General features: G+C 33.7%; 20 protein-coding genes. 16 read left to right on the plus strand and 4 right to left on the minus strand.

Annotation, left to right across the window (positions count from 1 at the left end; all coding sequences use genetic code 11):
* Window positions 1-13: 13 nt before the first annotated feature.
* Window positions 14-1,333 carry an aspartate kinase gene (locus tag BAZ10_RS02030; protein ID WP_078770622.1) on the minus strand — a complete coding sequence of 440 codons (1,320 nt, stop codon included), beginning with the start codon at window positions 1,331-1,333 and terminating at the stop codon, window positions 14-16.
* 699 nt (window positions 1,334-2,032) lie between these two features.
* Here BAZ10_RS02030 and BAZ10_RS02035 point away from each other — a divergent pair.
* The 12 genes from BAZ10_RS02035 to BAZ10_RS02085 all read left to right on the plus strand — a co-directional run bounded on the left by BAZ10_RS02035 (window position 2,033) and on the right by BAZ10_RS02085 (window position 15,038).
* Entirely contained in the window at window positions 2,033-3,529 is a 1,497-nt protein-coding gene (locus BAZ10_RS02035; protein WP_078770623.1) for a phytoene desaturase family protein, read from the plus strand.
* Window positions 3,513-4,349 carry a phytoene/squalene synthase family protein gene (locus BAZ10_RS02040; protein ID WP_078770624.1) on the plus strand — a complete coding sequence of 279 codons (837 nt, stop codon included), beginning with the start codon at window positions 3,513-3,515 and terminating at the stop codon, window positions 4,347-4,349. The genes BAZ10_RS02035 and BAZ10_RS02040 overlap by 17 nt, the downstream gene beginning before the upstream one ends.
* Before the next feature lie 128 nt (window positions 4,350-4,477).
* Window positions 4,478-4,813: a hypothetical protein gene (locus BAZ10_RS02045; protein ID WP_245803720.1), complete on the plus strand. Its 336-nt coding sequence runs from the start codon at window positions 4,478-4,480 to the stop codon at window positions 4,811-4,813.
* A complete protein-coding gene (locus BAZ10_RS02050) occupies window positions 4,810-5,283 on the plus strand; it encodes an SRPBCC family protein (protein WP_078770626.1) in 474 nt (157 codons plus the stop codon). The genes BAZ10_RS02045 and BAZ10_RS02050 overlap by 4 nt, the downstream gene beginning before the upstream one ends.
* A complete protein-coding gene (locus BAZ10_RS02055) occupies window positions 5,280-5,732 on the plus strand; it encodes a sterol desaturase family protein (RefSeq protein ID WP_078770627.1) in 453 nt (150 codons plus the stop codon). Before BAZ10_RS02050 ends, BAZ10_RS02055 begins: the two co-directional genes overlap by 4 nt.
* Entirely contained in the window at window positions 5,732-6,439 is a 708-nt protein-coding gene (locus BAZ10_RS02060; RefSeq protein ID WP_078770628.1) for a lycopene cyclase domain-containing protein, read from the plus strand. The genes BAZ10_RS02055 and BAZ10_RS02060 overlap by 1 nt, the downstream gene beginning before the upstream one ends.
* Window positions 6,440-7,055: 616 nt before the next feature.
* A complete protein-coding gene (locus BAZ10_RS02065; RefSeq protein WP_078770629.1) occupies window positions 7,056-8,603 on the plus strand; it encodes a helix-turn-helix domain-containing protein in 1,548 nt (515 codons plus the stop codon).
* A 764-nt stretch (window positions 8,604-9,367) separates the two neighbouring features.
* Window positions 9,368-9,592, plus strand: a complete 225-nt coding sequence (locus tag BAZ10_RS02070; RefSeq protein WP_108721207.1) for a hypothetical protein — start codon at window positions 9,368-9,370, stop codon at window positions 9,590-9,592.
* A gap of 49 nt (window positions 9,593-9,641) precedes the next feature.
* On the plus strand, window positions 9,642-11,033 hold the full coding sequence (locus BAZ10_RS18930; protein WP_165690084.1) for a peroxiredoxin family protein: 1,392 nt from the start codon (window positions 9,642-9,644) through the stop codon (window positions 11,031-11,033).
* A 111-nt stretch (window positions 11,034-11,144) separates the two neighbouring features.
* The gene (locus tag BAZ10_RS02080; protein WP_078770630.1) at window positions 11,145-12,758 is read left to right on the plus strand and encodes a hypothetical protein; all 1,614 of its coding nucleotides are present in this window, start codon (window positions 11,145-11,147) and stop codon (window positions 12,756-12,758) included.
* 485 nt (window positions 12,759-13,243) lie between these two features.
* Window positions 13,244-13,417: a hypothetical protein gene (locus BAZ10_RS18935; protein ID WP_165690085.1), complete on the plus strand. Its 174-nt coding sequence runs from the start codon at window positions 13,244-13,246 to the stop codon at window positions 13,415-13,417.
* Between the two features lie 46 nt (window positions 13,418-13,463).
* A complete protein-coding gene (locus BAZ10_RS02085) occupies window positions 13,464-15,038 on the plus strand; it encodes a hypothetical protein (protein ID WP_078770653.1) in 1,575 nt (524 codons plus the stop codon).
* A 391-nt stretch (window positions 15,039-15,429) separates the two neighbouring features.
* Here BAZ10_RS02085 and BAZ10_RS19185 read toward each other — a convergent pair whose 3' ends face one another.
* Window positions 15,430-17,013 (minus strand): helix-turn-helix domain-containing protein, encoded by a 1,584-nt coding sequence (locus tag BAZ10_RS19185; RefSeq protein WP_245803721.1) that lies wholly within the window; start codon window positions 17,011-17,013, stop codon window positions 15,430-15,432.
* A gap of 334 nt (window positions 17,014-17,347) precedes the next feature.
* On the opposite strand from BAZ10_RS19185, the gene BAZ10_RS02095 reads away from it, so the two are divergent.
* The 3 genes from BAZ10_RS02095 (at window position 17,348) to BAZ10_RS02105 (ending at window position 19,932) form a co-directional block, all read left to right on the plus strand.
* A complete protein-coding gene (locus BAZ10_RS02095) occupies window positions 17,348-17,530 on the plus strand; it encodes a hypothetical protein (protein ID WP_078770631.1) in 183 nt (60 codons plus the stop codon).
* A 69-nt stretch (window positions 17,531-17,599) separates the two neighbouring features.
* Complete coding sequence (locus BAZ10_RS02100) at window positions 17,600-19,288, plus strand: fimbrillin family protein (protein ID WP_078770632.1); 1,689 nt, start codon at window positions 17,600-17,602, stop codon at window positions 19,286-19,288.
* Window positions 19,289-19,494: 206 nt separating this feature from the next.
* Window positions 19,495-19,932, plus strand: a complete 438-nt coding sequence (locus BAZ10_RS02105; protein WP_078770633.1) for a hypothetical protein — start codon at window positions 19,495-19,497, stop codon at window positions 19,930-19,932.
* Between the two features lie 124 nt (window positions 19,933-20,056).
* Here BAZ10_RS02105 and BAZ10_RS02110 read toward each other — a convergent pair whose 3' ends face one another.
* Complete coding sequence (locus BAZ10_RS02110; RefSeq protein ID WP_078770634.1) at window positions 20,057-23,110, minus strand: DNA polymerase III subunit alpha; 3,054 nt, start codon at window positions 23,108-23,110, stop codon at window positions 20,057-20,059.
* Window positions 23,111-23,136: 26 nt separating this feature from the next.
* Window positions 23,137-24,279 carry a DNA polymerase IV gene (gene dinB / locus BAZ10_RS02115; RefSeq protein ID WP_078770635.1) on the minus strand — a complete coding sequence of 381 codons (1,143 nt, stop codon included), beginning with the start codon at window positions 24,277-24,279 and terminating at the stop codon, window positions 23,137-23,139.
* Between the two features lie 61 nt (window positions 24,280-24,340).
* Between dinB and BAZ10_RS02120 the strand changes: the two genes are divergently transcribed.
* The gene (locus BAZ10_RS02120) at window positions 24,341-25,120 is read left to right on the plus strand and encodes an XRE family transcriptional regulator (protein WP_078770636.1); all 780 of its coding nucleotides are present in this window, start codon (window positions 24,341-24,343) and stop codon (window positions 25,118-25,120) included.
* The last annotated feature ends 237 nt before the right edge of the window (window positions 25,121-25,357 follow it).

The following is a 25,357-nucleotide window of genomic DNA, read 5'->3' on the forward strand; positions in this document are numbered from 1 at the left end:
TGTCTATTTATTTTTAAAACAATCTGTTGTGCAGTGATCTTAGTGCTTCAATTTTATAACTTGATGGAACTAATAATGAAATATTATTTTCACTTCCACCATAAGAAATCATTCTTACCGGAATATGCTTTACAGCTTCGGAAACGATAGTTGCCAGACCATGATTGTTTTTTTTGAAATCACCGACAATACAAATGATAGATTGATCATAATCAATGTCTACAGTTCCGAAAGATTCTAATTTTTTTATTATATCTGAAAGAAATTCTGTTTGGTCAATCGTCAGAGAAACTGCTACTTCGGAGGTCGTAATCATATCAATTGGAGTTTTATGAGTTTCAAAAACTTCAAAAATTTTCCTCAAAAATCCATATGCCATTAACATTCTGGAAGACTGAATACGAATTGCAGTAATATTATCTTTGGCAGCAATAGCTACAATTTGATTTAGATTTTTGGTGTCTCCCGAAATCAAAGTTCCTGATGCACTAAGGTTCATGGTATCCAATAGTCGAACAGGTACATTATATTTTCTTGCAGGAAAGACACTTTGGGGATGCAGAATCTTTGCTCCGAAATAGGATAGTTCGGCTGCTTCATCAAAATTTAGGTGTGCAATAGGTTTTGTGTTTGGTACATAGCGAGGATCATTATTGTGAAACCCGTCAATATCCGTCCAGATCTGAATTTCTTCCACCTGTAATGCAGCTCCTAATAAAGACGCTGTATAGTCTGAGCCTCCTCTTCTCAAATTATCAATTTCGCCTTGTGCATTACGGCAAATATATCCCTGGGTTATCAATAATTTTTCATCAGGAAATTTCGCCATTTCAGTAGTGGCATGTTCTCTTATGTACTCTACATCAGGTTCACCTTCTTTATCAGTAAGCATAAAGTCCAATGCCGATAATAATACTGAAGAAATACCTTTTTCTTTTAGATGCAGATGAAATAAAGTTGTGGAAATAATCTCACCCTGAGCTAGGATAATGCGTTCTTCTTTAGCAGTGAAATTTGCACTGTCAAACTTATACAATAACTGAAACACCTCCCCGATAAAAGCTAATGCTTCTAAAGTCCCGGATTCTGTTCTGAATAGTTCTTTTACAAACTGTTTATATTTATCATAAAGTATATCAATGTGTTTTTGAGCGGCTTTGTCTTCTTTTTTGGCATATAGCTCGGATAATGTAACGAGATCGTTTGTAGTTCCGGAAACAGCAGATAATACAACCAGATGTTTATCTGCAGCCTGAGATCTGATAATTGGTAATAATTGTTCAATTCTTTCAGGGCTTCCTACTGATGTCCCTCCAAATTTCAATACTTTCATAAATATATTTAAATTGTTAATGATTAGATTATAAGCAAAAAAAAGAGCTTGTCGTGATGACAAGCTCCTTGTATATTTCGATTCTAACCAAAGGAAAATGACTCACGAAGTTCTACGCAAGTTCTGTTTCTTTCCCTTTTTTAAGTTAGACAATATCATTTCTTATTTTTTCTGTGGGCAAATATAAGTTTTTTTTTGATTCGTGCATTATGTGTCTTATAGAAATTAACAACTGATATTTATAATAGCCATGTAGCTAGGTGTAAGTTTATCGCATGAATATGCTAAACCCATGATGAGGTATCTCATTATGGGTCTATTGTTTCAACTCAAAAGCAAAGGAAATATAAAATCACTACAAATAGTATATTTATATACTTTAAATATTTTTAATTAGTATATTTGTGTACTAATTATTATTATGAATGATCAATTCATACAAGATTTATCCGACTGGGCAGAAAAATTTGAATTGTCAAATGAAGCAAATGGATCATAATAATATAAATGAATCGTAAAGAGACTCTGAAGGATTATCCGGGAAGCTTTTAATAAGTAAAGCTAACAGGAATTACTTAAGAATTGATTTTTAATAAAAGTTTAAAAGTAAGCACCGTAAATATTTCAAATAAAAAATTGACTCAGTATAACCTGCCTCTTTAGCTATTCAACCTATATAGGCAATTAAAATAAAAATTTATGAAAAGAAAAAAGATAGCAATTATAGGTTCAGGCTTTTCCGGGATTTCTGCAGCTGCTTATGCTGCAAAATCAGGACATGAGGTACATGTTTTCGAAAAACATTCCCAACCCGGAGGTCGGGCAAGGCAATTTCGTACGGAACAAGGTTATGTTTTTGACATGGGGCCAAGCTGGTACTGGATGCCCGATATCATAGAAAATTTCTTTAACGATTTTAATTGCAGTTCTTCTGATTTTTTTGATCTTGTTTCATTAGACCCACAATTTGAAATTATATTTTCAAATGACAAGATTATGGTTCCGGGGAACAATGCTGATATCCGAGACTTATTTGAAAAATATGAGAATGGAGCCTCACTACAGTATGACAGGTTTATGGAATCTGCAAAGTTTAAGTATGAAGTGGGTATGCAGGAGTTTGTGAATAAACCCTGCTATAACTGGGGAGAATTTATTTCTTTTAAAATTGCCAAAAGCGCTTTTAAACTCGATTTACTTTCTAATTTCAGGAGCTATGTTTCCAGGTATTTTTCTAATCCAAAGCTTAGAACTTTAATGGAATTTCCTGTTATTTTTCTTGGAGCTTCACCAAAGAATATTCCGGCACTCTATAGTTTAATGAATTATGGAGGATATGCTTTGGGAACAAAGTATCCTCTGGGTGGATTTTACCAGTTGGTACTGGCGATGAAAAAGATAGCTGAAAACCAAGGTGTGAGTTTTCATTTCAATCAAAATGTTCAAAGTATTAATGTTGAGAATCTTGATATAAAATCTCTTACGATAAATAATCAAAACTATTTCTTTGATGCTGTAATCGCTTCATCGGATTACCATCATACCGAAACACTTTTAGCGCCTGAATTTCGTAATTATTCTGAAAAATATTGGGAAAGCAAGACTTTTGCACCGTCATGTTTGATTTTTTATCTGGGCGTTAAAGATGTAATTCCCAACCTGAAACATCATACATTATTTTTTGAAAATGATTTAGATCAGCATATAGATGCGATATATGGTGATAAAAAGTGGCCGGAGCAACCTCTTTTTTACTGTTGTTGTCCCTCCAAAACAGATCCTGATGTAGCACCAAAGAATTGTGAAAATTTATTTTTATTAATGCCGCTGGCTTCTGGCTTAAATGATACGGAGGATATAAGAGAAGATTATTTAAAGAAAATGATTTCAAGATTGGAGAAGCATACAGGGGTGAAAGATTTGTATTCTAAATTAGAATATAAAAGAAGCTACTGCGTAAGTGATTTCGTTTCGGATTACAATGCCTACGGTGGGAATGCTTACGGATTGGCAAATACACTGTCTCAGACGGCAGTTTTAAAACCCAAAATTAAAAATAATAAGATCAAGAATCTTTATTATACCGGACAGTTAACTGTTCCTGGTCCTGGTGTTCCGCCTTCGGTTATTTCTGGAAAAATTGTTGCAAATCAGTTAGAAAATCTTAAAAATAAAAGATATGAAAAAGTTGTTTGATGAATTGTCTTATGATGTCAGCAAGCGTACCACGAAAAAATACAGTACAAGTTTTTCTCTGGGAATATTGGCATTAAAGCCCTCTATACGTTCAGCAATTTATGCAATTTACGGCTATGTACGTTTAGCGGACGAAATTGTTGATAGTTTTCATGATTACGATAAAGAAAAACTGCTTTCAAGATTAAAAACAGAAACCTATAACGCCATCGAAGAAGGTATTGCTTTAAACCCTATCTTACAGGCTTTCCAGCAAACGGTTCATGATTACAGTATCGATACAAAACTAATCGATGCATTTCTGCACAGTATGGAAATGGATTTACAAAAAATTGACTATGATTCCGGCTTATACAATGAGTATATATACGGCTCTGCTGAGGTTGTCGGACTAATGTGTCTGCAGGTATTTACAGAAGGCAATAAAGAAAAGTTTGAAGAATTAAAACCTTACGCAATGAAGTTAGGTTCTGCATTTCAGAAAATTAATTTTTTAAGAGATCTAAAAGATGATTATCAGATTTTAGGCAGAACTTATTTTCCCGGCATTAACATGTCTGTTTTCGATAATTCTGTTAAGTTTAAGATTGAAAATGAAATTGAAGCAGAATTTAAAGAAGCTTTGGTGGGTATTAAAAAATTACCAGGATCTTCGATGTTCGGCGTTTATCTAGCCTACAGATATTATTTTTCATTATTTGAGAAAATAAGAAAAATAAGCTCTCAGCGGATTATGAATGACAGAGTAAGAATTGCAAACTCCCAAAAGCTTTTGGTAGCATTTAAAAGTTATATACGTTATAAAGTAGCTTACTTGTGATTAAGCAGATATTTATATATCTATTCCCAATTTTTATGTTTTTTAGCAACCAAAAACATAAAGTTGATTTGGAGTTTGTACGCAGTAACTATAACAAAGCTGTCATAGACAAAAGCCTCTGTGATTCAATGATAAAAGATTTACAGCAGGCAGATCATGATACTGTACTTTTTGCTTATTTAGGTGGCTTAGAAACTGTTTGGGCTAAACATATAATAAATCCCATTTCTAAGCTCAAGACATTTAATAAAGGAAAGAGAAAAATTGAACTTGCCATACAAAAAGAGCCGGAGAACATAGAAATTAGGTTTATAAGGTTATCGGTACAAAAAAATGCTCCTTCATTTCTGGGTTATAATAAAAATATAAAAGAGGATTTGGTTTTTATCGAGACCCACAGGAAAGAAATAAAAAAGCAGATTTTATTGGATAACGTGGATAAACTTTTAAAACATTCAAAATGAGATACCATTTGTACAGAGAGCAACAGCTGAATTGCAATATTGAAGAGGTGTGGGATTTTTTTTCTTCTCCGATGAATCTCTCAAGGATAACACCGAAGGATATGAGATTTACGGTGCTTTCCAATTTGAAAGATATACCTATCTATGAAGGAATGGAAATAGATTATCTTGTTTCACCCATGCTGGGAATTCCTTTAAAATGGAAAACAAAGATAACGCAGGTGAGCTTTCAAAATAGCTTTACGGATTTACAGGCAAAGGGGCCATATAAATACTGGAATCATTATCACGAATTTATAAAGAATGATAATGGTGTTTTAATGAAAGATAGCGTTGATTATGAGCTGCCATTAGGTTTTTTGGGGAAAATAGCCCACGCTTTATTTGTGCGTAAAAGGCTTAGTGGCATCTTTGATTTTCGGTATAAATTTTTAGAAAGTTATTTTAATAAAAGAGATCAGGTATTATGAATTTTCTAATCGTTTTAGGCGTTTTTATTTTAATGGAAGGGGCTACATGGCTTATTCATAAATATATAATGCATGGATTTTTATGGATATTACACCGGGATCACCATGACCATACCAATGAAGGCCCTTTAGAAAGAAATGATCTTTTCTTTGTGATCTTCGCTGTGCCGGCCATTTTTCTGCTTTACAGAGGAGTTAACCAAAACCTTAATTATTTATTTTATACAGGACTTGGTATAACTATTTATGGTATCGCTTACTTTTTGGTCCACGATATATTTATACATCAAAGAAGTAAAATATTCTCCAATACCAAAAATCCTTATTTATTGGCCATACGCCGCGCGCATAAGCAGCACCATAAACATTTGGGTAAAGAAGAAGGTGAATGTTTTGGCTTTTTATGGGTACCCGTTAAATATTTTAAAATGTATTTTAATAAGAAATAATGCAAGCCTATACTTATTTACTCATTAACTTTTTAACAGTTATTATTTGTTTCATCGCTTCCTTTGACAAAAGAATAAAATTTAAGCGGTTCTTTGGTATTTTCCTTTTGTCATCAACTATTGTAGCAATTCCTTTTATTCTTTGGGATATTTGGTTTACCAGGATGGGGATATGGTGGTTCGATACTCAATATACTTTAGGAATTATTATAGCCGGGCTTCCTCTTGAGGAATGGTTATTTTTTTATTTTATTCCATTTTCCTGTGTTTTTACGTATTTCTGCCTGGATAAATTTTTCAATTTTAGTTGGGCTGAATCTCTAAATAATATTATTGTTTTTATGTCTTTCATTTTGCTTGTTGTTACAGGTCTCTTATATTATGAGCGGACTTACACATTAGTAACAATTCTTATTACAATAGCAACACTTTTTTACCTTCATTTTATTGCCAAAAGTGAATGGATAGGTCAGGCTAGCCTAACCTATTTAATTTTAATGCCTGGTTTTTTTGCTGTTAACGGGGTATTAACCGGATCTGTAATTGAATCTCCTGTAGTCAATTACAATCCGAACGAGTTTTTAGGCATTAGAATGTTTACTATTCCTGTTGAAGATGCTGTATACGGTTATAGTCAGTTTTTATTGAATATTTACTTCTTTTATCTATTAAAAAAGAGTTTAACTAAAGAAGGAAATCTGCTTTAAATGTATTACACTAAATTGAAATGACATTACATTCCCTATCTGTTTAATGATCAAAAAGGGAATCCTGAAAATGGATTCCCTAAAAGAAAGTTGTCGGCCAAAAAATATAATGATTTATAAGTTCGTCACAGACTACCTTTCCCCAAACACAAATATTTTTTCTTATTTAATTCCGATGTAGTATATTTTAAATTAAGCCAAACAAAGATATTTGAAGAAAATTTGCTGTCCTATTTTTATACTTCCGGAATTCCGGAAAATCTAAAAATCCGATTTTTATAATATGTGATTTTCCTTCATGCAAATAGCTGTCATTATGTATTATAAAAAAGTAATAAAACATCAGAGGTAGTATTCAACAGCATAAGTTTAAATATAAATGAATGTAATTTTGTAAATAATTAATTGTTACAGGTAGAATATTTATATATTTTTGCATAATACTATAATTATTGTATATAATAAATATATTATGGTTTTTTAATTTTTAATTTTAGAGAATTGAATATGTATATATTGAATTTACATGAAAATTCTAAAGCTTTATAAATTGAAAAATGAAACTTGGGAAAAATGAAATTATAAATGAAGCCTCTCTATAATATTAATTATCTATATGTTTAAAAAAGCCTTTTTATTATTTACTGTTTTTTTTACCATATTAACCAGGGCTCAGGACAATTATGAAGTCTATAACAACGTTCATCGTAAAATCCTTCATGAAACAGCACAAAAAGATTTCAATAAGGCTCTTATCGCCGCAGACTCTTTATACAAAGCAACTGTAACACCTCCTTATAAAGTCAGAAGTTTATTGCTCATAGCAACATTATATGAGCAAAAAAATGATCTGGAAAAGGCAATAAATTATGCCCAGAAAGGGGAAGAAATTGCAGAAAAAGCAAATGATTATGATTGGCTATCCCGGGTATATGGATTTATTGCATCTCAGTACCGGATACTTAAAATGTATGATAAATGCAGGCTTTATATTGAGAAAGCGGTAGCTGCATCAAAAAAAATTGATAATCCAGTCCAATCTTATAAGGTAAATGGATTGATGCTGCAATTACTGGCACGAATAAATATGGAGCAGGGAAATTTTCAGAAGGCAATAAATAGATTTAAAAAAGCACAGGAAAATTTTGATAAAATCCCTTCAAAAGAGTTTTTCACAGCCTCAAATAATCAATTATTAGGATCTTGTTATCTTAATGCAAAACTATATGATCAGGCAATTAATTGTTATAAAAATGCATTGGTGTATACAGATGTCGCTATGCCGGGGAGCGCAATGTCAGGAACTATATACCAAGAATTATGCTTAGCTTATGTTCGGAAGGGTGAACTTGATGAAGCCAAGAAATATCTGGACCGGGCTAAAAAATATGCAAGCAAATCTCAATATGCTGCTCTTGATAAAGAAATATATAATACGGCCCAGGAATATTATGCTATAAAAAAGGATATTAATAATTTTGCAATAGCAACTGTTAAAAAGGATTCTCTTTCTGAAAAAATAATAACACAGAAAAGTAAATTTGTTAATAACAAATATCAGAATCTTGAAAGACAAAATGCCCTCGAAAAAAGGAATAGCTCTACTAAAAGTTTGCTTATAGGGATTAGTTTGGTTTTTATTATAGTAAACTTACTTTTTACAATTGCCTACCGAAAAAGACAAAAGAAGCAAGTTAAAAAAATTCAGCATGTAATAGAAGGAATCAACAAAGAGCTTAAACAGAAATATAATAAACCTATAGAAGCTTCGGGGACATTTTTAATATCCGTGACAACCGAACATTCTCTTTTGGAAAAATTAAAAACTTTTGAATCTCAAAATCGATTTACAGATAGGAATATGTCTCTTTCCTATATGGCATCCACAATGGATACCAATACAAAATACCTTTCTTATATTATAAAAAAATACAGAAATAAAGACTTCACAACTTATACGAATGAACTTCGTATAAATTATATACTAGATAAACTCAATAACGATCCGACTTATAGAAAATATAAGATAAGTATACTGGCAGAAGATGCAGGTTTTTCATCTCATAGTATGTTTACCACAAATTTCAAAACAATAACCGGAGTTTCCCCTTCAGAGTTTATTAAATATATACAAAAAAGAGATATTCATAGCTTTGTGAGCTAGAAGTCATTATTGCATAGTTACTTATTTAATTCCAAACGATATGCAGTTTAGCTCTCTTTCTGTTATTTAATCAGAATATTTCCTGAGAAGAATGTTTTCCAGCATTCGGATTTACCAAGCTAAGCTTACTTCCGTGATTTTAGCTTTTTACTTTCTTTTCCTTTTCTTTATCTATTCGGTAATATTTTCAAAAGATAGGCTTATTTATAATAAGCTATGGAAATGTATATCAGATAAATGAAAAACTTCCATATATGAGAGGTAAAAGGAAATGTATGTCATAATAAAATTAAACATAACTTTCTCATACCAGCTTTGAAGCTGGTAATTTTAGAGGATTTTTCCAAATATAGATATAAATACATTTTCCAAACAGATGTATATGGTTAGTAATGTTTTATAATTTATATTTTGTTTTTAGATTTTCTGGAATATTGAGATTCCATAGCTTTAGATGTACCTCTTTTCGCTATTATATTTGCCCTGTTTAAAAGTTTTCTGAAGTAGTTTATGAAAGAAAATGAATAGAACGAGTATCAATCAATATTTTCACATCTAAATAATTGAAAATACAAATTTGAATGCAATCATTTAGTTCATGTTTGTAAAAAAGCTGACGGTATTATGTATGCACTCATCATCATCATATTTTTTGTTTAACTGGCAGCATTTTAAGGGGAATACTACAGAAAGTTTTTTCAAAAAATTCCCCTTTTTTCAATTCAAGTGAAAATAAAGGAAGAGTTTAAATCATAAATAGAGCTATGGATACAGAGCAAAGAAAAATGGAAGTTATTGAACCGGAAATAGAAAACAAATCTTTTTATACAAATCCTAAGATAGAGGTCTTTACGTTAGAAATGGAACAGGGAGTAGCAGCGGGTTCAGCTTCGGTTTCTGTAGCTCCGGGCTCAACTAATGGAAACGTAGATCAGGTTCAGACAAACTGGGGTGGTAATGATGATACAAGCATTGATAATTCATTTTAGAAAAAAAGTGATGATTAATATTGATACAATAACTTGTATAGTATAAAGCATGAATAGAAAGTTTTTAACATTTATTATTGTAATCTCAGGTTTAGTCATCATCAAGAGTCAGAATGTGGAAATGAATTTTCCAAAATTTGCGGGAAAGAGTTATGATTTTATATTGTTTCAGGGAGATCACCAGGAAACAGTTTATCAGGGAATTATTCCAAAAGATGGAAAGTTTACTCTTTCTGTGCCGGATTCATATGGTACTTATACAGGAATGAGCCGTTGGCTTATCACAGGTACAAAAGAAGGAGGAGGCTTAGATATGTTTATTCCGGGACATCATTTTTCTGTAAGCTGCCCGGAAGAAAATCCGAGTGAAAAGAATATCGTCTACATTAATAATGAAGGAGATCAGGAGCTTAATAGACTATTCAAATATCAGCAAGAAATATTGTCGCGTTATCAGTCTATGTTGTTAGCGTCCCGTTCTTATGATTCTTCTTTTGCTTATTATTCAATTTTTAAGACGGAATTAGAAAAACAAAAAAATGAATATGTTTCTTTTCAGAGAGATTTAAGAGAAAAATCAGATTATATAAGTCGTTTTTTATCCATTGCAAATCTTACAAGGGGTATAGGTGGAACCTTGTCGGAACAAGAAGAAGAAAGGGGCAGAGATGCTGCAGATTATATTTCTCAGAATCTGGATTGGAAAACTCTTTATACATCAGGGCATTGGTCAACAATTATAGGATCATGGATTAGTATTCATTCTGATATATTAAAAGATCCTGTAAATTTTACAAAGCAGTTTAAGGCTATAACGAATAGGATTTCATCAGCTGAACTTTATACGGATTTTTGTGGCAGAGTATCTTATTATTTGGGACAATTTGGTAAAGATGATTATATAAGTCTTATAGCGCCAGTGGTAATATCTTCCGGAAAAATAATCCATTACGAAGGCTCATTGTCATCTTATATCCGTGGTACGGTAGGATTAAAGGGATCAGATCTTGTATTGGAAACATATAAGGAGAGTTCTAAAAATGAAGACTTTTCCGCATATAGAAATCAGAAAGACAGAACCGTGAAGATATCTGATCTGGCTGGTAGTAATTACAATCAGATATTGTTACTTTTTTATAAATCCGATTGTGGGCATTGTGATGAATTATTACGGGAATTATCAGCCAGAAGTAAAAATTCCAATTCAAAGAAAATCCGGATTATTGGTATTTCCTCCGATAGAGATAAAGAGATTTTTAGCAAAAGACAAAATGCACTTGGTTGGAAAGATCTGTATTGTGATTATAAAGGGGTAACTGGTGCGAATTATAAGAATTATGGAATAACAGCAACACCAACTCTTGTTTTAATGGATAATACAGGTACTATAATATATCGTGGAGCTTCATTAAAGGAGCTACAGACTTATTTGAAAAAGTAATAGAATACTGTTTTTCACCATTTACATTTCGAAATAATTTATTTATATCAACAACTTAAAACTCGTATTGCTTGGATGTATCGCGGGTTATTTATATTCTAAAATAATATTATGAAAAATAAAACAAACTGGATATTGAGTTTTACTGGACTTACATCTTTTATATTGGGCTTGGTTTCCTGTCGCACTGCTGAAACTGAGAACGTACTAAGTGGAGGGAAGGCGGCAGTTAGTATACATTTATTGGGTGCAGCTTATTCCAATGAAATTAAAGGCTCAGCTCAGGCATCTTTGGGAAGAGACCTATCAGGATTAAATTCAACAGGCATACACCATACAGGTGTATTAATTACTCCGAGCACTTACCTTGCTGCAGAATTATCTCCTGTAAGAGAAGATGCTGTAAAGTCACAGGCGTCGTTGGAAAAAAAATTGGTTGCTGATGCAGGTAATCCTTTGGGAATGGGAATAAAGTTTCGAGTGCTGGCGTATAAAGCCAGTGATGGAAGCTATGTAAGCTCACAGGATTATATCATAGGTCAGGCAGGAGGTTCTTTGGCGTTGGAGCAGGGAACAGCATATAACATAATATGCTATTCTTATGGAGTAAATACACTACCTGTACTAACTGCAGGTGAGAAAAATAACCTTGGCAGTGCCGTTGTAAATTATGATAATATAAATCGTGATTTTATGTATCAGAATATCAGTTATACACCATCTGAGAGCACGAATACTTTAAATATTACTTTAAATCATTTAGTAGCCCGTGTGACAACATTCGTGAATGTATCTCCAATGGTGGGTGTAGTTAATTCTATAGCTAATGCCAAGATATACTTAGGGAATTATAGCGATGGTGTTATCAGTTTATCGGGGGGAAGTATGGGAAATCTTACACAGAGTATAGCTCAGGAAACAGTTGATTTTTCGGGAAATAGTTTCCCTTTACAAACTGCAATTGCTAAACCTTTATTTATTAATGCAGATGGAGTCAATTCAATAGGCAATTTTGCTTTGGATATTAATATAAATGGTACTACCAAAACATTTGGTTTTTCTACTAATGGATTTATTATTACACCGGGAAATGATACCAAGATGTCTTTTAATTTCCGAAAATGCGGGGCTTATGTAGGTCCCAGTAACTTTGTTGAGAATTGGAAGGATTTTATGTGTCACAACCTGGGAGCAGATACTAATGCGGATCCATTTACTCCAAGTGCTTCGATTCATGGAGCAAAGTATCAATGGGGTGCGCAGACGGGCGAAGCAGGACGATATATATCCCAGGCAACTGATCAATCTACTTCCGGGGCTATAGCCGGGTGGAATACTACCCCTAAAGCAAATGGTTCCTGGGATGACGCTGCTAAAACTGTTAATGATCCGTGTCCTGCTGGTTACAGGATTCCTACTATGTATGATTTTCAAGGTTTAGGTACTTATAATACAATAACTCATATTGGTACCTGGACATCTTCACCTGCAAACTATAGTACTGGTGTTATGTTTGGAAAATTTTTATTCTTGCCTGCTGCCGGTTATCGTAACCAAACAAATGGAGCTCTTGTTAGCAGAGGTCTTATTTCATATTATGCAGGAACTACTAGTAGTGGCGGTACTGGAAATGTGGGTGGAGGATATATTTCTTCTGGTTTTGTTGGATCAATAGGAAATGTACTTCGTACATATGGATATGCGGTTCGCTGCGTTGCAGAATAGTTTCTATGCGAATATTTGTAGTAAAACTCCAAAAGGATTTGTTGGTATGATTAAATGAAACTGGAACAAAATTATATACTGAGGGTTCTGCTTAAATAATTGAAAACCCTATTGAAAGAAATAAACATTTTACAAAATTACAGAGGCTGTATTATATAATGATATGGCCTTTTCTTTTTTTTATGTATTTGAATATACTCTTATTTATAGTTTATATTCAGATTTTGGAATAATGTTTATGTAAAATAATTTACGGAACTTCAATTTCATAGTTATTTTAACCATAATGTATTTATTTTTAAATACATACAATAATATCCGTAAATTTGCAATCGTTTTTAAAATTAAAAATATTATTGATTATTAAATACTTATGTGTTTTGTAATGCATGCAGATATCTTTAATTAATTTAAAATGTTTAATGTTACAAACGAATTTGTTTGTTATCATTAAAAAAAACAAAGAAAGATTAAAATGTATATAAATGAATTATTTAAAAAAACAGGAGTATTTTACTCCTAAAATTGCTGTGTCTTTAATAGAAATGGAACAGGGAATAGCCGCAGGATCTGCGAGAGTACTACCTCCAAATTCGGGTGGACAGGTTCAGGAAGAATGGACCAGTGATCCGGACGATAATCGAACAATTGAGTGGTAATTAAATTTTTTTGATGTATGATGTAAATCTATTAATTCACAAACAAATGAAAAATTTCAGTAAAACTTCCACAATTATAGGCTTATCGTATTTATTTTTGATTACTTCTTGCAGAAGTACAGATAATGTAACAGATAGTCCCGGAGATAATTTAATTACAAATGGTTCTGCATCTCTAAAGTTTAATCTTTCCGAAAGCGACTTTACAACAGAGACAATTGATCCTACAGCTTCTCTTCAGCCCAAAGCTTCTCGTTCAGTATTGAAGGAACAAGAGGTGAGATTTGTAAGTGACGATCAACCTTTTATTGCGACTCTTACACCTGTTGCTTCGATAGCGAAACAAGCTGGTGTTAAAAATACAATGGCTGATACAAATCCGCTAAAGGGACCAAATGTAAAATACAGAGTGACAGCATACAGAGTAAGCGATGGTAGTAAAGCTGCTACTAAAGTCTATACAATAGATGCTGCCGGAAACTCTACTCCGGATGATGGTATTGCTATGACCTTAGATGGAGATACCGAGGCCGTTAATAAATATAATTTTGTAGTACTATCCTATAACTCTTCCACAGCTCCTGCTGATGTTGCGGGTAGTCTGTCCACAGCTGTTTTAACACCCGTCTCTGGTAATGATGATTTAATGTATTTCAGGGCTGACAATGTGAGGGTATCAAAAGGTGACAATCTTCTAAGCGTTGTTCTAAAACATAAGTTCAGTCAGATCACCACCATTGTTGATGCAACTGCAGTATCTTCCGGCAATGGAATTAAATTAATTGATACACCAGTTATAAGTAATCAACGTGCTACCGGGAATAGTATAAAGCTATCCAATGGTGTTGTTACTTACGGGACAACAGGAAGTTCCAAGTCACTGGACTTTACAGGAAATTCTACTACAAATCCCATATGGATAAGTAAACCGCTACTTATTGCAAATCCGGGAGTTGCAGCAAGTGATATGGCTACTTTAACTTTTAATTCCATGACAGTTGGTACAAAAGTAAAAACCAATATATCTGTTCCTAATCTTGTCATAAGCCCGGAAGTCAGATATAATCTTAATCTGAAATTTGCTTGTACAGCTATTTCTACACCTTCGTATGATTTCAATATGTATGAACCTGCGACTTCTGTTAAAGACAGAATTTCACAGGGCTTTACCTTCCCTGCTGCCAATGCAGGCTTTACTTTTGAAGTTTATGAGCTTGATAATTCATTCAATTTAAAAATTAATGGTGTTGATTTGGCTAACCAGGAGATTCAGTTTGAATCGGGAATCAGTGGTTTGCCTCAGAATATTAGATTTAAATCAGATAAAACTTTATGGGGAGCGTCTGGAAATTCACAAATCTATAATATAAACGGATCTACTACAAATCCTAAAACCGCAGTTGTCAGAATAAAAATAGGACCAGATGGATCTGTCTCTATGATGGGGAGAAGAAATCTGTCCAGCCCGCTAGAGTTATTAGAATTATTTGGCGGAGCGCAGTTCAATAGAATTACCTGGAAATCCGATACAACCAATGATGTTGTAGCAACAATGAAAGTAACCAGATTAACTCAGCTAGTTGGTTATGGAGAGGGGAGGAAGGTTGTTCCTTGTCCCTAATTGGATATGAATATTTAGCAGTTTATAATAAATTTAGTTTTAGTGATCATCAAAATACGGTTTTTCTATCATTAAAGCTGTTTAACCTTTTTTATTAAACCACAAAAGTCATAAAAGCTTTATTTTAAATACTTTAGTGATTTTTTTAAATTTAAATACTTTGCGCATAGAAGTTCATATAAACCTTTAAAAATCTTTGATTTTTATTCTTTTTGAGAACTTTTATCATATCTAAAATCTGTGCATGTAGCTTTTGTTTCTTTTGTGGCTAGGCTTAAAATGAGTTTTAAGCAGAATTATTTATACTTTTAATGTCCTGCTAAAAAAGTTTAAACAAGTTTATTTATAAATATTTTATAATTTCATTGATTGCTCGTATTTATCAATTGTATTATTGCTTTGAAAGCTGCGCAATAAAGTAGGAGGGGGTCATTCCGGTTTCTTTCCGGAATGCGTTGATAAATACCTGATGAGAAGCATAGCCACACTCCTCGGCAAGGTAACTGATTTTATAACCTCTATATACAGGATTATTATAGAGTTGATCTGTTATGTATTTAATTCGTAGTTCATTAATATAATCATTAAAGGTTTTGTTCTTATTTTTATTAATCACCAGTGACAGCTGTCTGGGATTGGTACTAAAGGAATGTGCAAGATAAGAAAGGCTTATCCCTTTTCTCAAGAATTTCCCCGAAGTTTCAAAAGCTTTTAATTTTTTTATCAGTTCCGTTTCTTTTTCTGGGGATATTGTATTTTTTATAGAATCAGAATTCTGTCCAGCATTCATCGGTAAAGGAGCTTCGTCATTAGTAACATTATGCTCTAATTTAGTAATAAGCTGGTTATAATTTTTTTTCAATAGTTTGCTTCTCCTGTACCAGTAGCCACCTGCTACCAATAATAGTAGTAATCCTATTAGACCAGACCAAACCCAATACTTCCTAAGGTTACTAATCTCCTGTTTAGCCTCTAGTCTTTCTTCATCTAATTTCAGAACTATAGTATTATTCTTAGCTTTATTAATGCTATCTGAAAGATGACTGTATAATTTTAGATATTTATTTTGTTGAACTGTATTTCCAAGAGAATCATAAGAATTTCTAATTATTTCATAAGTACGCAACCTATATTCAGGCTCTTTAAATCTTTTTTCTATTTCTAATGTTTTCTCACCATATTTTATAGACTTATCATAATCTTTTTTAACAAAATAGAAACGGGATACATTTTCATAAGCATATAAAATAACAGATTCAGATTCTTTAGGATTATTTTCAACCATATTCAATGATTTAAAATAATAACTTTCTGCTTTATCAAATTGTGGATGAGGCATATACGTATACATGACACCCATATTTTGAATTGCAAATAGACGTACACGGATATATTGCGCCTTTTGCAATTTGCTTTTAAATGTTGTAGGAGTAGCTTCAATGAGGTCAAATCCCTTTTTGGAATAATAGTTAACAGAGTCATTGAGCTTTTTCCATTCACATAGTCCGGCAAGACTGGCATATGCATGATATAACTGTATGTTTCGGTCTATGATATTTTCAATTTTATTACCATAATCCATGGCTATATCTAATGATTTTTTAGAATCTTTAAATATTCCTAACCTCATTAAAACCTGTGCTCTATATACATTAATTAAACACAATGATTTATAATCTTTTAACTTCTCTGCCAGCACTTCCGCTTTTTTAGCATAATCTAAACATTGTTTATAATTACTTACAGTTGAATAATAACGCTCCATAAAGACAAGGCCTTTCAATATTCCCAAAGTATAATTCTTCCTTTCTGAATATTGGTAAAGTGTTTTTACTTCATTAAGATATTTGTCATTTGGAGTATACAGGGCAATCTCATCAAATCTGTTGGCAACTTCAGTTTCTGATAAATTAATAGATTGAGATTTACCTGTATTATATAGTAATAACAGAAAAAAGGATAATATTATTCTCATTGATTAGTTTGTGTTTGTTGTATTTGTTGGGCAAAGATAACTTTCCTTGTTAAAAGCATTCATGTATTCATTCAAATTTCATTCATGTATTCTTATAAAATTAACTATTTAAAAAAATAAATAACTGATTGTCAGTATTGTTTATTTGTAAATCGCAAATTTTGCTATTTCAAGTTCAGGTGAAAAAAATAAAAACAGAAGATTATTCATTTATTCCTCCATCATTAAATATAATGCTATAAACCTTCCTGTTCTTTGTGTAAAATTGTGCAAGCTTTAAGATTCTTAAAACACATGCTTAAGATTTTGCTAAAAAAATACACATATTAAAATAATGAAAGAAAAAGGACACAAAGAAAAAAGAGGGAAAAATTACATTCCTCCAAGATTGGAAATTACTATGGTAGAAATGGAAAACGGAATTTCTGCTTCATCAGCATTGGTAAGCCCATCATCTCCTCCTGCAACAGACTGGGCAGGACAGGATGATCAAACGGAAACTATTATTTGGGATTAAATTGAAATGAATATTGAATTTTAATTACCGTTAGAATTAGGTTTAACAAAAAATATAGCATAAAGCAAGATGAAAAAAATATACTTTACAATTTTAAATATAGCAACAGCATTTCTATTGTTCTCTTCATGCCGCAGTAATGATACAGACAATACACTAAACCCTGAAAGCCGTTCTGCCGCTATTGAGGTAAACTTCATGGGTACTGATTTCGCTGATCCCGACAAGCCAGAGCTTACAGCTTCTCTGGAAGGTATTACTGCCACACGAACTTCTGTCGACAGACCACAGATTATCATGCTGGATCCCGGCACTTTTATCTCTACGGAGGCAACTCCTGTAGCATCTGTTTTAACCAAACAGGCCTCACTGAAGGGGGCTCAGGCAGCTATAGCAGGAAATCCTCTTAGTAATGGCATGCAATTTCGTGTGATTGCTTATGAAAGCGCAGGAGGTGCCTATGCAGCTCATAAGGATTATCAGATTGCGAGCGGTACTGCTACGCCTATGAGTGGTGGCGCGTTGTATCTGGATCAGACGAAAACCTATGATATGGTGGTATATTCCTACGGAGGTACAGCGCTCCCTGCAATTACGCCTGGTGAAACCAATAATATCAGCAGTGCAAGTGCAGCTTACATCAATAACAGTGATATGATGTATACGAAGGTGACAGGTCAGAAATTCACCATTAAAGGTAATAATCCTTTCAATTTTACACTGCGTCATAAGACGGCATTGATAGAAAGCGTAAAACTCAATGCTTTTAATCCATTGACTATAAAAGGTTATAGTGTTTCTGAAACATTTTTGAGTATCCCGCATTATACCGATGGAAGCATAGCTTTTAGCGGTGCCGGTAATATTGCAGGAAGAACCAACAGAGTGGATATACTCCCTTATGATAATAACATGATGCTTTCAGGGATAAAAAGCAAAACTGATCATGATATGGTTTTTGATGTCGATAACTTGTTGGTAAACACTGACACTACTAACGGTTTTCCTGCAGGTGATGCCAATGGTAAGGTACAAATGCTCAGCATGGATATTGGTATAGCGGATGCAATAACAGGTCTTACATCAACAAGACCTATCACGGCCAAGTTCAGACTTCGCCCGGAATATAAGCACAAGCTGACTATTAACATCCAAAAATGTGGTGCATATACTGCACCAGGCGTATGGAAGCAGTTTGCCTGCCACAATCTGGGAGCTGATACCACATTAGATCCATTTACTCCTGCCGCAGGCTTACATGGTGATAAATATCAGTGGGGAGCAGCTAAAGGAGAAGCAGGGCGTTATATTTCTATGGCTGATGATCAGACTATAGTAAATTATACCCCATGGTCTCTTAGTGGAAAACCTGCTAATTCATGGAGCGGTACTAACGATCCTTGTTTTAAAGAGTTAGGTACTGGTTGGCGTGTACCCACCCGTGCGGAATGGCAAGGCGTTTTATCTAATAACCCCCGTACAGATGCTACCGATTATCCGGGGATGAGTTGGGCAAATTCTTCTACTAATTATGCATCTGGTATTAAGTTTGGAACAAGTTTGTTTTTGCCTGCTATGGGCTTCCGCTGGAGTACTAGTCCCAGTTCGTTATCCGAGCGTGGTTTTAGTGGAAGATATCGTTCGGTTACCGGAGGCATTGATATTTTACAGTTTTCACAATCAACTCAAAGTCTCAATACTTATTCCGGTACCAATGATAACGCTCTTGGTCTGGCTATTCGTTGTATAAAAGACTAATAAAATCAGAATAAAAAGAGCCGGATAAAAAGTGAGAGATGAATAGCTTCTATTTGCTTATTTATTTCTTACTCAAAAAATAAAATCATTTTGTTTGTAAAAAGCTGTTGGATTATTTAATCATCATCATATTTTGTAGCCAATAGTTTATCGGGCAGTTATAGTAAGCTGCCCGTTTTTTTATTCATAAGAATAATCATTTGTATATGATAGAGACTAAATACATAATTGATACAAAAGGACGTTTTCTTTTTATATCGACCCTTCTTTTATTGTTTATATTACTGGTAAATATTTTTGCTATTACTGCCTGGAATAATGAAAAGGGGGCAAATATTTTAAAAACTATATTCAGTGTATATGCCGTCATAAATATTTTCACTCTCATTAAACAGAGGTATGTAATCAGGGAATGGAGTATTTATTTGATTCTGATCGTGATTCTGACTATCGATATCTGGATATTTATTTCTTCGAAAGATTCCCTTTTTATGACTACAGGCATAATATCATTATTCTATTCAGTACTGTTTTTAGGTGTTTCATGGGAACTTAAAAAGCAGGGATATCCTAAATGGAAAAAGAATATGCTGGCAACTTTCCTGGCTATTATTATTTCTATGCTGTGTATTATACTCGCTTAAGCTTAAAGTATTAGAAACTAGTTTTTGTCAAGATAAGGAACGAATTACAGTCAGGTAACCTCTTACCGGTTAGTACATAATAGTTTACAGGTTATTAGCTGTCAAATTAAGCATGATAACTTTGTCAGTTCATTTTTAGTCTGGGCAGTCCTATTTCATGTTCCCTTGGGTAAGGTTTACGGGATGTCATACTGATATCCTCCTGTATGTTTTTATAGACTTCAAATGATTTCTGAGGGTCCATAGAATACCTGGGATCAGGAATCAGAGGCATTTTTGCCATCTTTGATATGGTGATCGTCGGAAAATGATAATCTATTTCAACCGTACCCAAAAGAAGATAAATACCACCTTCTTTAAACGGAAACCTTAGAAGGCTGTCCGGAAAATGTGCTGTGTCAAAATATTGCCCTTCGACATCAATCCAGGTTCCAAAATACATGCTACCGTTTTCTATCGGTACATGTTTTCTGGAAATAAGATAGGCGAGCATTTTGACAGTCTTCTTATGGTATTTAAAAAGATCTTTCACTAAAACATGTCCTCTGTATTTCGTTTGAAGCAAGTCAAATATGGAGCATGAGACTGTAAATCCCAGTATTTCTATTTCATCAAAAGCATCCTCATAAGGATTTCTTTGAATAGGAGGTAAATCATAATCCTTTTGAGGCTCCTGAAATAAGGTTAAAGCTTTGGTTTTGTACTGATTTTTAGAAAATAAAAACCGGGCTTCTATCAGGAGTTCATGTTTTTGTTTACCGGTAAATCGGAATGCCCCAATAAAAATAAGAATCTGTAATGTTTCAATACCTGTGGGAACTCTCTTAACAAAATCTTCCAATGATGTGTAATCGCCATTTTGCTCTCTCTCCTCAGGAATAAAAGTTTTAACTGAAGTTTCCAGTTTTTCAATATGCATTAGTCCTAAATAAACATCATTTCCATAAAGTGTTGTATTAAACTTACTTCTGTTTACACAGGGGTTATGAATATGGGCTCCTGACATTTTAGCTTCATGGATATATACTTCCGTACGGTAAAATCCACCGCCGTTATTAATTGCGGAGACCATAAATTCAACAGGGTAGTAGACTTTAAGATAAAGACTCTGATAGCTTTCTACTGCATAAGAGGCTGAGTGTGCCTTACAGAAAGAATATCCGGCAAAAGATTCAATCTGTCTGTAGACTTCTTTAGAAAGCTGCTCAGAATGCCCCAACTGTTTACAAGACTCAAAAAAATGCTGTTTTACTTTCTGAAGCGCTGAAAGTGATCTTCCTTTTCCACTCATAGCTCTTCTGAGGATATCTCCATCAGAGGCTGAAAGGCCACCAAAATGAAGAGCTATTTTAATTACATCTTCCTGATATACCATAATGCCATAGGTTTCTCCAAGTTCTTTTTCAAAGACCTGATGAAAATATTCAAACTTATCAGGATTGTTATGCCTGAATATATACTCGCGCATCATTCCGCTTTTTGCTACTCCCGGCCGTATAATAGAAGAAGCTGCTACCAGAACTTTATAATTATCACATTTAAGTCTTCTGAGAAGCCCCCGCATGGCAGGTGATTCAATATAAAAGCAGCCTATTGTTTTTCCGATACTTAAAAATTCATTGCATTTGGTTTCATTTTTTGAAAGCGCTGTATTTTCAATATCAACAAAGATTCCTCTTTTTTCCTCTATCAGTTTAATGGTATCTTTTATCGTTCCAAGTCCTCTTTGTGAGAGTATATCAAACTTTTCCAGACCAATCTCTTCTGCAGTATGCATATCAAACTGTACAATGGGAAATCCCTTAGGAGGCATTTCCAGAGCCGAATAGACTGTAATAGGCTCTTCAGAAATCAAAATTCCGCAGGCATGCATACTTCTTTGATTAGGAAAGTTTCTCATAAGTTCTTCATAGCTATAAATTCTGCGAACGAGAGAGTTCTGATCATGTTCTTCTCTTGGCTTTTTGGAAAGTTCATCCAATTCCTCTTTGGGAAGTCCGAATGCCTTTCCGAGTTCTCTGAATCTTGAGCGGCTTTTAAATGCGACATTAGTGCCGCAGAAAGCAACATGATCTTTACCATATTTTTCAAAAATATACTCCAGAATAGTATCTCTGTTTTTCCAACTCCAATCCAGATCAAAATCCGGTGGCGTTTTTCTGTTGAGGTTTAAAAAGCGCTCAAAATATAAATCCAGCTCTAGTGGACAGATATCGGTAATTCCCAGACAGTAAGCAATAATACTATTGGCACCGCTTCCTCTTCCCACATGCATAAATCCCATCTTTTTACTGTACTGTACTATATCCCATGTAATAAGAAAATAAGCACAGAAATCAAGCTGAAGGATAACAGAGAGTTCTTTCTCAACCCTGACTTTAGCATGAGTATTATCAGGTGAATATCTTCTCTCAAATCCTTTATAGGAAAGCTGTTTTAAAAGCTCAAAATCTTCTTCATTACTCCGGGTAAAATATTTCTTGTTTTTCGGGGTTTTAAAGTCAAACTTAAAATCACAGCTGTCAACAATATATTTAGTGTTTTCAATAATCCGGGGATAAGGTTTATACTTTTCTAAAAGCATTTTTTTATCCATAAAGGTTTCATTTGGCTGGCAGTAATTCTCAGTTGTTAATTTACTGATCAGTATATTGGCATCTATGGCCCTTAAAAGCTTATGAAGTTCATATTCTTTTGCTGTTGTAAAGGTAACAGGATGCAGGATGATCATTTTATCAATCCTTTTCCTCAGTTCAGGTTTTATCAGAAAGTTTAATTCATCTGCTCTGATCCCGATAAATTCATGATCTTGTAAATACTCAGGTATATTGCTTAAAGGATAGATTACAAAATTATATTTCAGATCAGGATTTACCTGTGGTATTTCCTTTCCCTCACAATTATATGCGGTTAAAAGCCTGTTGACTTCTCCTAAGCCTTTGAAATTCTTTGCCAGACAAATATACCTGAGATCATTATTAACCCTGATGTCCATCCCTATTATAGGTTTAATAGAATTTTCCTGACATAACCTGTAAAAATCATAGATGCCTGTCACTGTATTAATATCGGTTAAGGCCAGTGTTTTTAATTTCATATGAGCAGCCTGTTGTACCAAATCCTCAATAGAGATGGTTCCGTATCTAAGACTGTGATAAGAATGGCAATTCAAAAACATAAGTATTTTATTCTTCCATTAAACTATTAGTGCAGTAAACCTGAAGCTCTTCCAATGCTTAAAGCGCCGAATCTGTTTTTAATTTTATCCATGGTTTGGTAAAGTGATATAAGCTCTTCTGTATCTTCAAAAAGATTCATTTGATGTGATCCGTGTACCAGTCCGGTGAACTTAATACCAATGAGACGAATTCTCATTCTTCGGGTATAGACTTTTTTAAATAACTCCAGAACATATTTCATCAGACTATGGTCTACAGAGGTGTAGGGAACCCTGCACTGTTTGGTTTCCGTATCAAAGTTAGAATAGCGTATTTTTACGACTACTACAGATACCAGCCATTTTTCAGTTCTAAGCTGGTAACATAGTTTTTCCACCATGGCTGTAAGAATATTCTGAATTCCCTGAATATCGATAGTATCAGCATTAAAAGTATTCTCAGTTGATATTGATTTTCTTTCAGAATAAGGAACAACAGGTGTCTCATCAATTCCATGGGCTTTATTCCAGAGTACTGAACCGTTTTTTCCGACAAGCTGCTGCAAAACATCAACAGGCATTTTAGATAAAGTTTCTATTGTTCTTATACCCAATCTGGAAAACAACTGAAAGGTTTCAGGTCCAATCATCGGAATCTTTTTAACCGATAAGGGGTTTAAAAAAGGCTGTATATTTTGCTGTTGAATCTCAAATCTTCCGGTAGGCTTGGATTCTCCGGTTCCTATTTTAGAAACTGTTTTATTTGTGGATAAGGCAAAGCTAATGGGAAGTCCTGTATGATCTGTAACAGACTGTGCAATCTCATTCGTCCATTTAAAACATCCAAAAAATTTATCCATTCCTGAAAGGTCCAGATAAAATTCATCAATGCTGACCTTTTCCAAAACAGGTACCTTTTCCTGAATAATCTGTGTTACTGTATGTGACATATTGGAATAATGCTCCATGTCACCTTTAATAACGCGCGCTTCGGGGCATAATCTTAATGCCATTTTAATAGGCATGGCGCTCCTCACCCCGAAATACCTGGTTTCATAAGAGCATGATGCCACAACACCGCGGTCTCCACCTCCGATAATCACAGGCTTTCCTATAAGCTCTGCATTTTTCAGACGCTCACAGGATACAAAAAAAGTATCCAGATCCATATGTACAATTGCACGTTCCATTTTGCAAAATTAGTTACGTTTTAAAACAAATTATTTATTTTTGTTGTTACAAATTGTAACAATGTCAGTTTTTTCAGATAATATCGTGTTTCTAAGAAGAAAGAATAATATGACGCAGCAGGAGCTTGCTGACCTTTTGATTCTTACCCGCTCCAGGTATATTTCATATGAATATGGAAGATCAGAGCCTCCTATCGAGGTTTTAATCAGAATCTCCAAGTATTATCATATCAGTATTGATCTTCTTGTAACTGTAGATATCAGAAAATATCCTTTGGATCAGATGGTCAATCTCCCTGATAATAAAATTTTACTTCCTGTTGTCGTTGATCCCGAGGGCAATAAGTATATAGAAATCGTTCCTCAGAAAGCTTCCATGGGATATCTAAAAGGTTTCAGCGATCCGGAGTATATAGAAAGTCTCCCCAGAATACAGCTTCCTTTCTTAGGCCACGGTGTGTTCAGAGGATTTATGGCAGAGGGAGATTCTATGCCTCCTTTTGCTGATGGTACCTGTGTTATCGGGGAATATATTGAAGAATTAAAAGATCTTAAAGCAGGTAAGGAGTATATATTCATTACCCGTGAAGGCTATACCTTTAAAACATTTATTAAGTTAAATACCAGCACACTCACTGTCGCTGCTGATAATAATTTTTATGATCCTTATGATATTCCTTTAAAAGACCTTGTTCAGGTATGGCGTTATGTCAGAGGTATTTTACCCCAGGATTATAAACCCGATTATCAGGATTATAATACTCTTAAAAGTTTGGTGAATCAAGCTCAGCTCAGTATCAATAATCTTGAAAAGCTTTTAAGTGCAAATAGTAAATTATAAACTTATGCATAAAATAAATATTATATGTAATAATACTATTTTCTTTTTGGGATACCTTTAAAAACTTATTAAATAGTTACTGGGAGATAAAGGCATATGATTATTGTCAATAGTACTGTCTCCACATAAAGAATAAATGATTCTCTGTTTGGTAATTCTAAATGCTCTTAGTGAAATAATGTGGTTATTTACAGTAAAATAAAAAAAACGGATTTATTAAAATTCTAAAAGCTCAAA

Origin of the sequence: Elizabethkingia occulta, assembly GCF_002023715.1 — a bacterium.
GTDB lineage: Bacteria > Bacteroidota > Bacteroidia > Flavobacteriales > Weeksellaceae > Elizabethkingia > Elizabethkingia occulta.

Coding starts and splice junctions, on each gene's coding strand:
- dinB (WP_078770635.1), bottom strand. CDS start 24,279: ATGGAACGTGCAATTGTACATATGGATCTGGATACTTTTTTTGTATCC.
- BAZ10_RS18935 (WP_165690085.1), top strand. CDS start 13,244: ATGAATTATTTAAAAAAACAGGAGTATTTTACTCCTAAAATTGCTGTG.
- BAZ10_RS02030 (WP_078770622.1), bottom strand. CDS start 1,333: ATGAAAGTATTGAAATTTGGAGGGACATCAGTAGGAAGCCCTGAAAGA.
- BAZ10_RS02105 (WP_078770633.1), top strand. CDS start 19,495: ATGATAGAGACTAAATACATAATTGATACAAAAGGACGTTTTCTTTTT.
- BAZ10_RS02070 (WP_108721207.1), top strand. CDS start 9,368: ATGGATACAGAGCAAAGAAAAATGGAAGTTATTGAACCGGAAATAGAA.
- BAZ10_RS02055 (WP_078770627.1), top strand. CDS start 5,280: ATGAATTTTCTAATCGTTTTAGGCGTTTTTATTTTAATGGAAGGGGCT.
- BAZ10_RS19185 (WP_245803721.1), bottom strand. CDS start 17,013: ATGAGAATAATATTATCCTTTTTTCTGTTATTACTATATAATACAGGT.
- BAZ10_RS02110 (WP_078770634.1), bottom strand. CDS start 23,110: ATGTTTTTGAATTGCCATTCTTATCACAGTCTTAGATACGGAACCATC.
- BAZ10_RS02065 (WP_078770629.1), top strand. CDS start 7,056: ATGTTTAAAAAAGCCTTTTTATTATTTACTGTTTTTTTTACCATATTA.
- BAZ10_RS02100 (WP_078770632.1), top strand. CDS start 17,600: ATGAAAAAAATATACTTTACAATTTTAAATATAGCAACAGCATTTCTA.
- BAZ10_RS02080 (WP_078770630.1), top strand. CDS start 11,145: ATGAAAAATAAAACAAACTGGATATTGAGTTTTACTGGACTTACATCT.
- BAZ10_RS02095 (WP_078770631.1), top strand. CDS start 17,348: ATGAAAGAAAAAGGACACAAAGAAAAAAGAGGGAAAAATTACATTCCT.
- BAZ10_RS02050 (WP_078770626.1), top strand. CDS start 4,810: ATGAGATACCATTTGTACAGAGAGCAACAGCTGAATTGCAATATTGAA.
- BAZ10_RS02035 (WP_078770623.1), top strand. CDS start 2,033: ATGAAAAGAAAAAAGATAGCAATTATAGGTTCAGGCTTTTCCGGGATT.
- BAZ10_RS02060 (WP_078770628.1), top strand. CDS start 5,732: ATGCAAGCCTATACTTATTTACTCATTAACTTTTTAACAGTTATTATT.
- BAZ10_RS02045 (WP_245803720.1), top strand. CDS start 4,478: ATGATAAAAGATTTACAGCAGGCAGATCATGATACTGTACTTTTTGCT.
- BAZ10_RS02085 (WP_078770653.1), top strand. CDS start 13,464: ATGAAAAATTTCAGTAAAACTTCCACAATTATAGGCTTATCGTATTTA.
- BAZ10_RS02120 (WP_078770636.1), top strand. CDS start 24,341: ATGTCAGTTTTTTCAGATAATATCGTGTTTCTAAGAAGAAAGAATAAT.
- BAZ10_RS18930 (WP_165690084.1), top strand. CDS start 9,642: ATGAATAGAAAGTTTTTAACATTTATTATTGTAATCTCAGGTTTAGTC.
- BAZ10_RS02040 (WP_078770624.1), top strand. CDS start 3,513: ATGAAAAAGTTGTTTGATGAATTGTCTTATGATGTCAGCAAGCGTACC.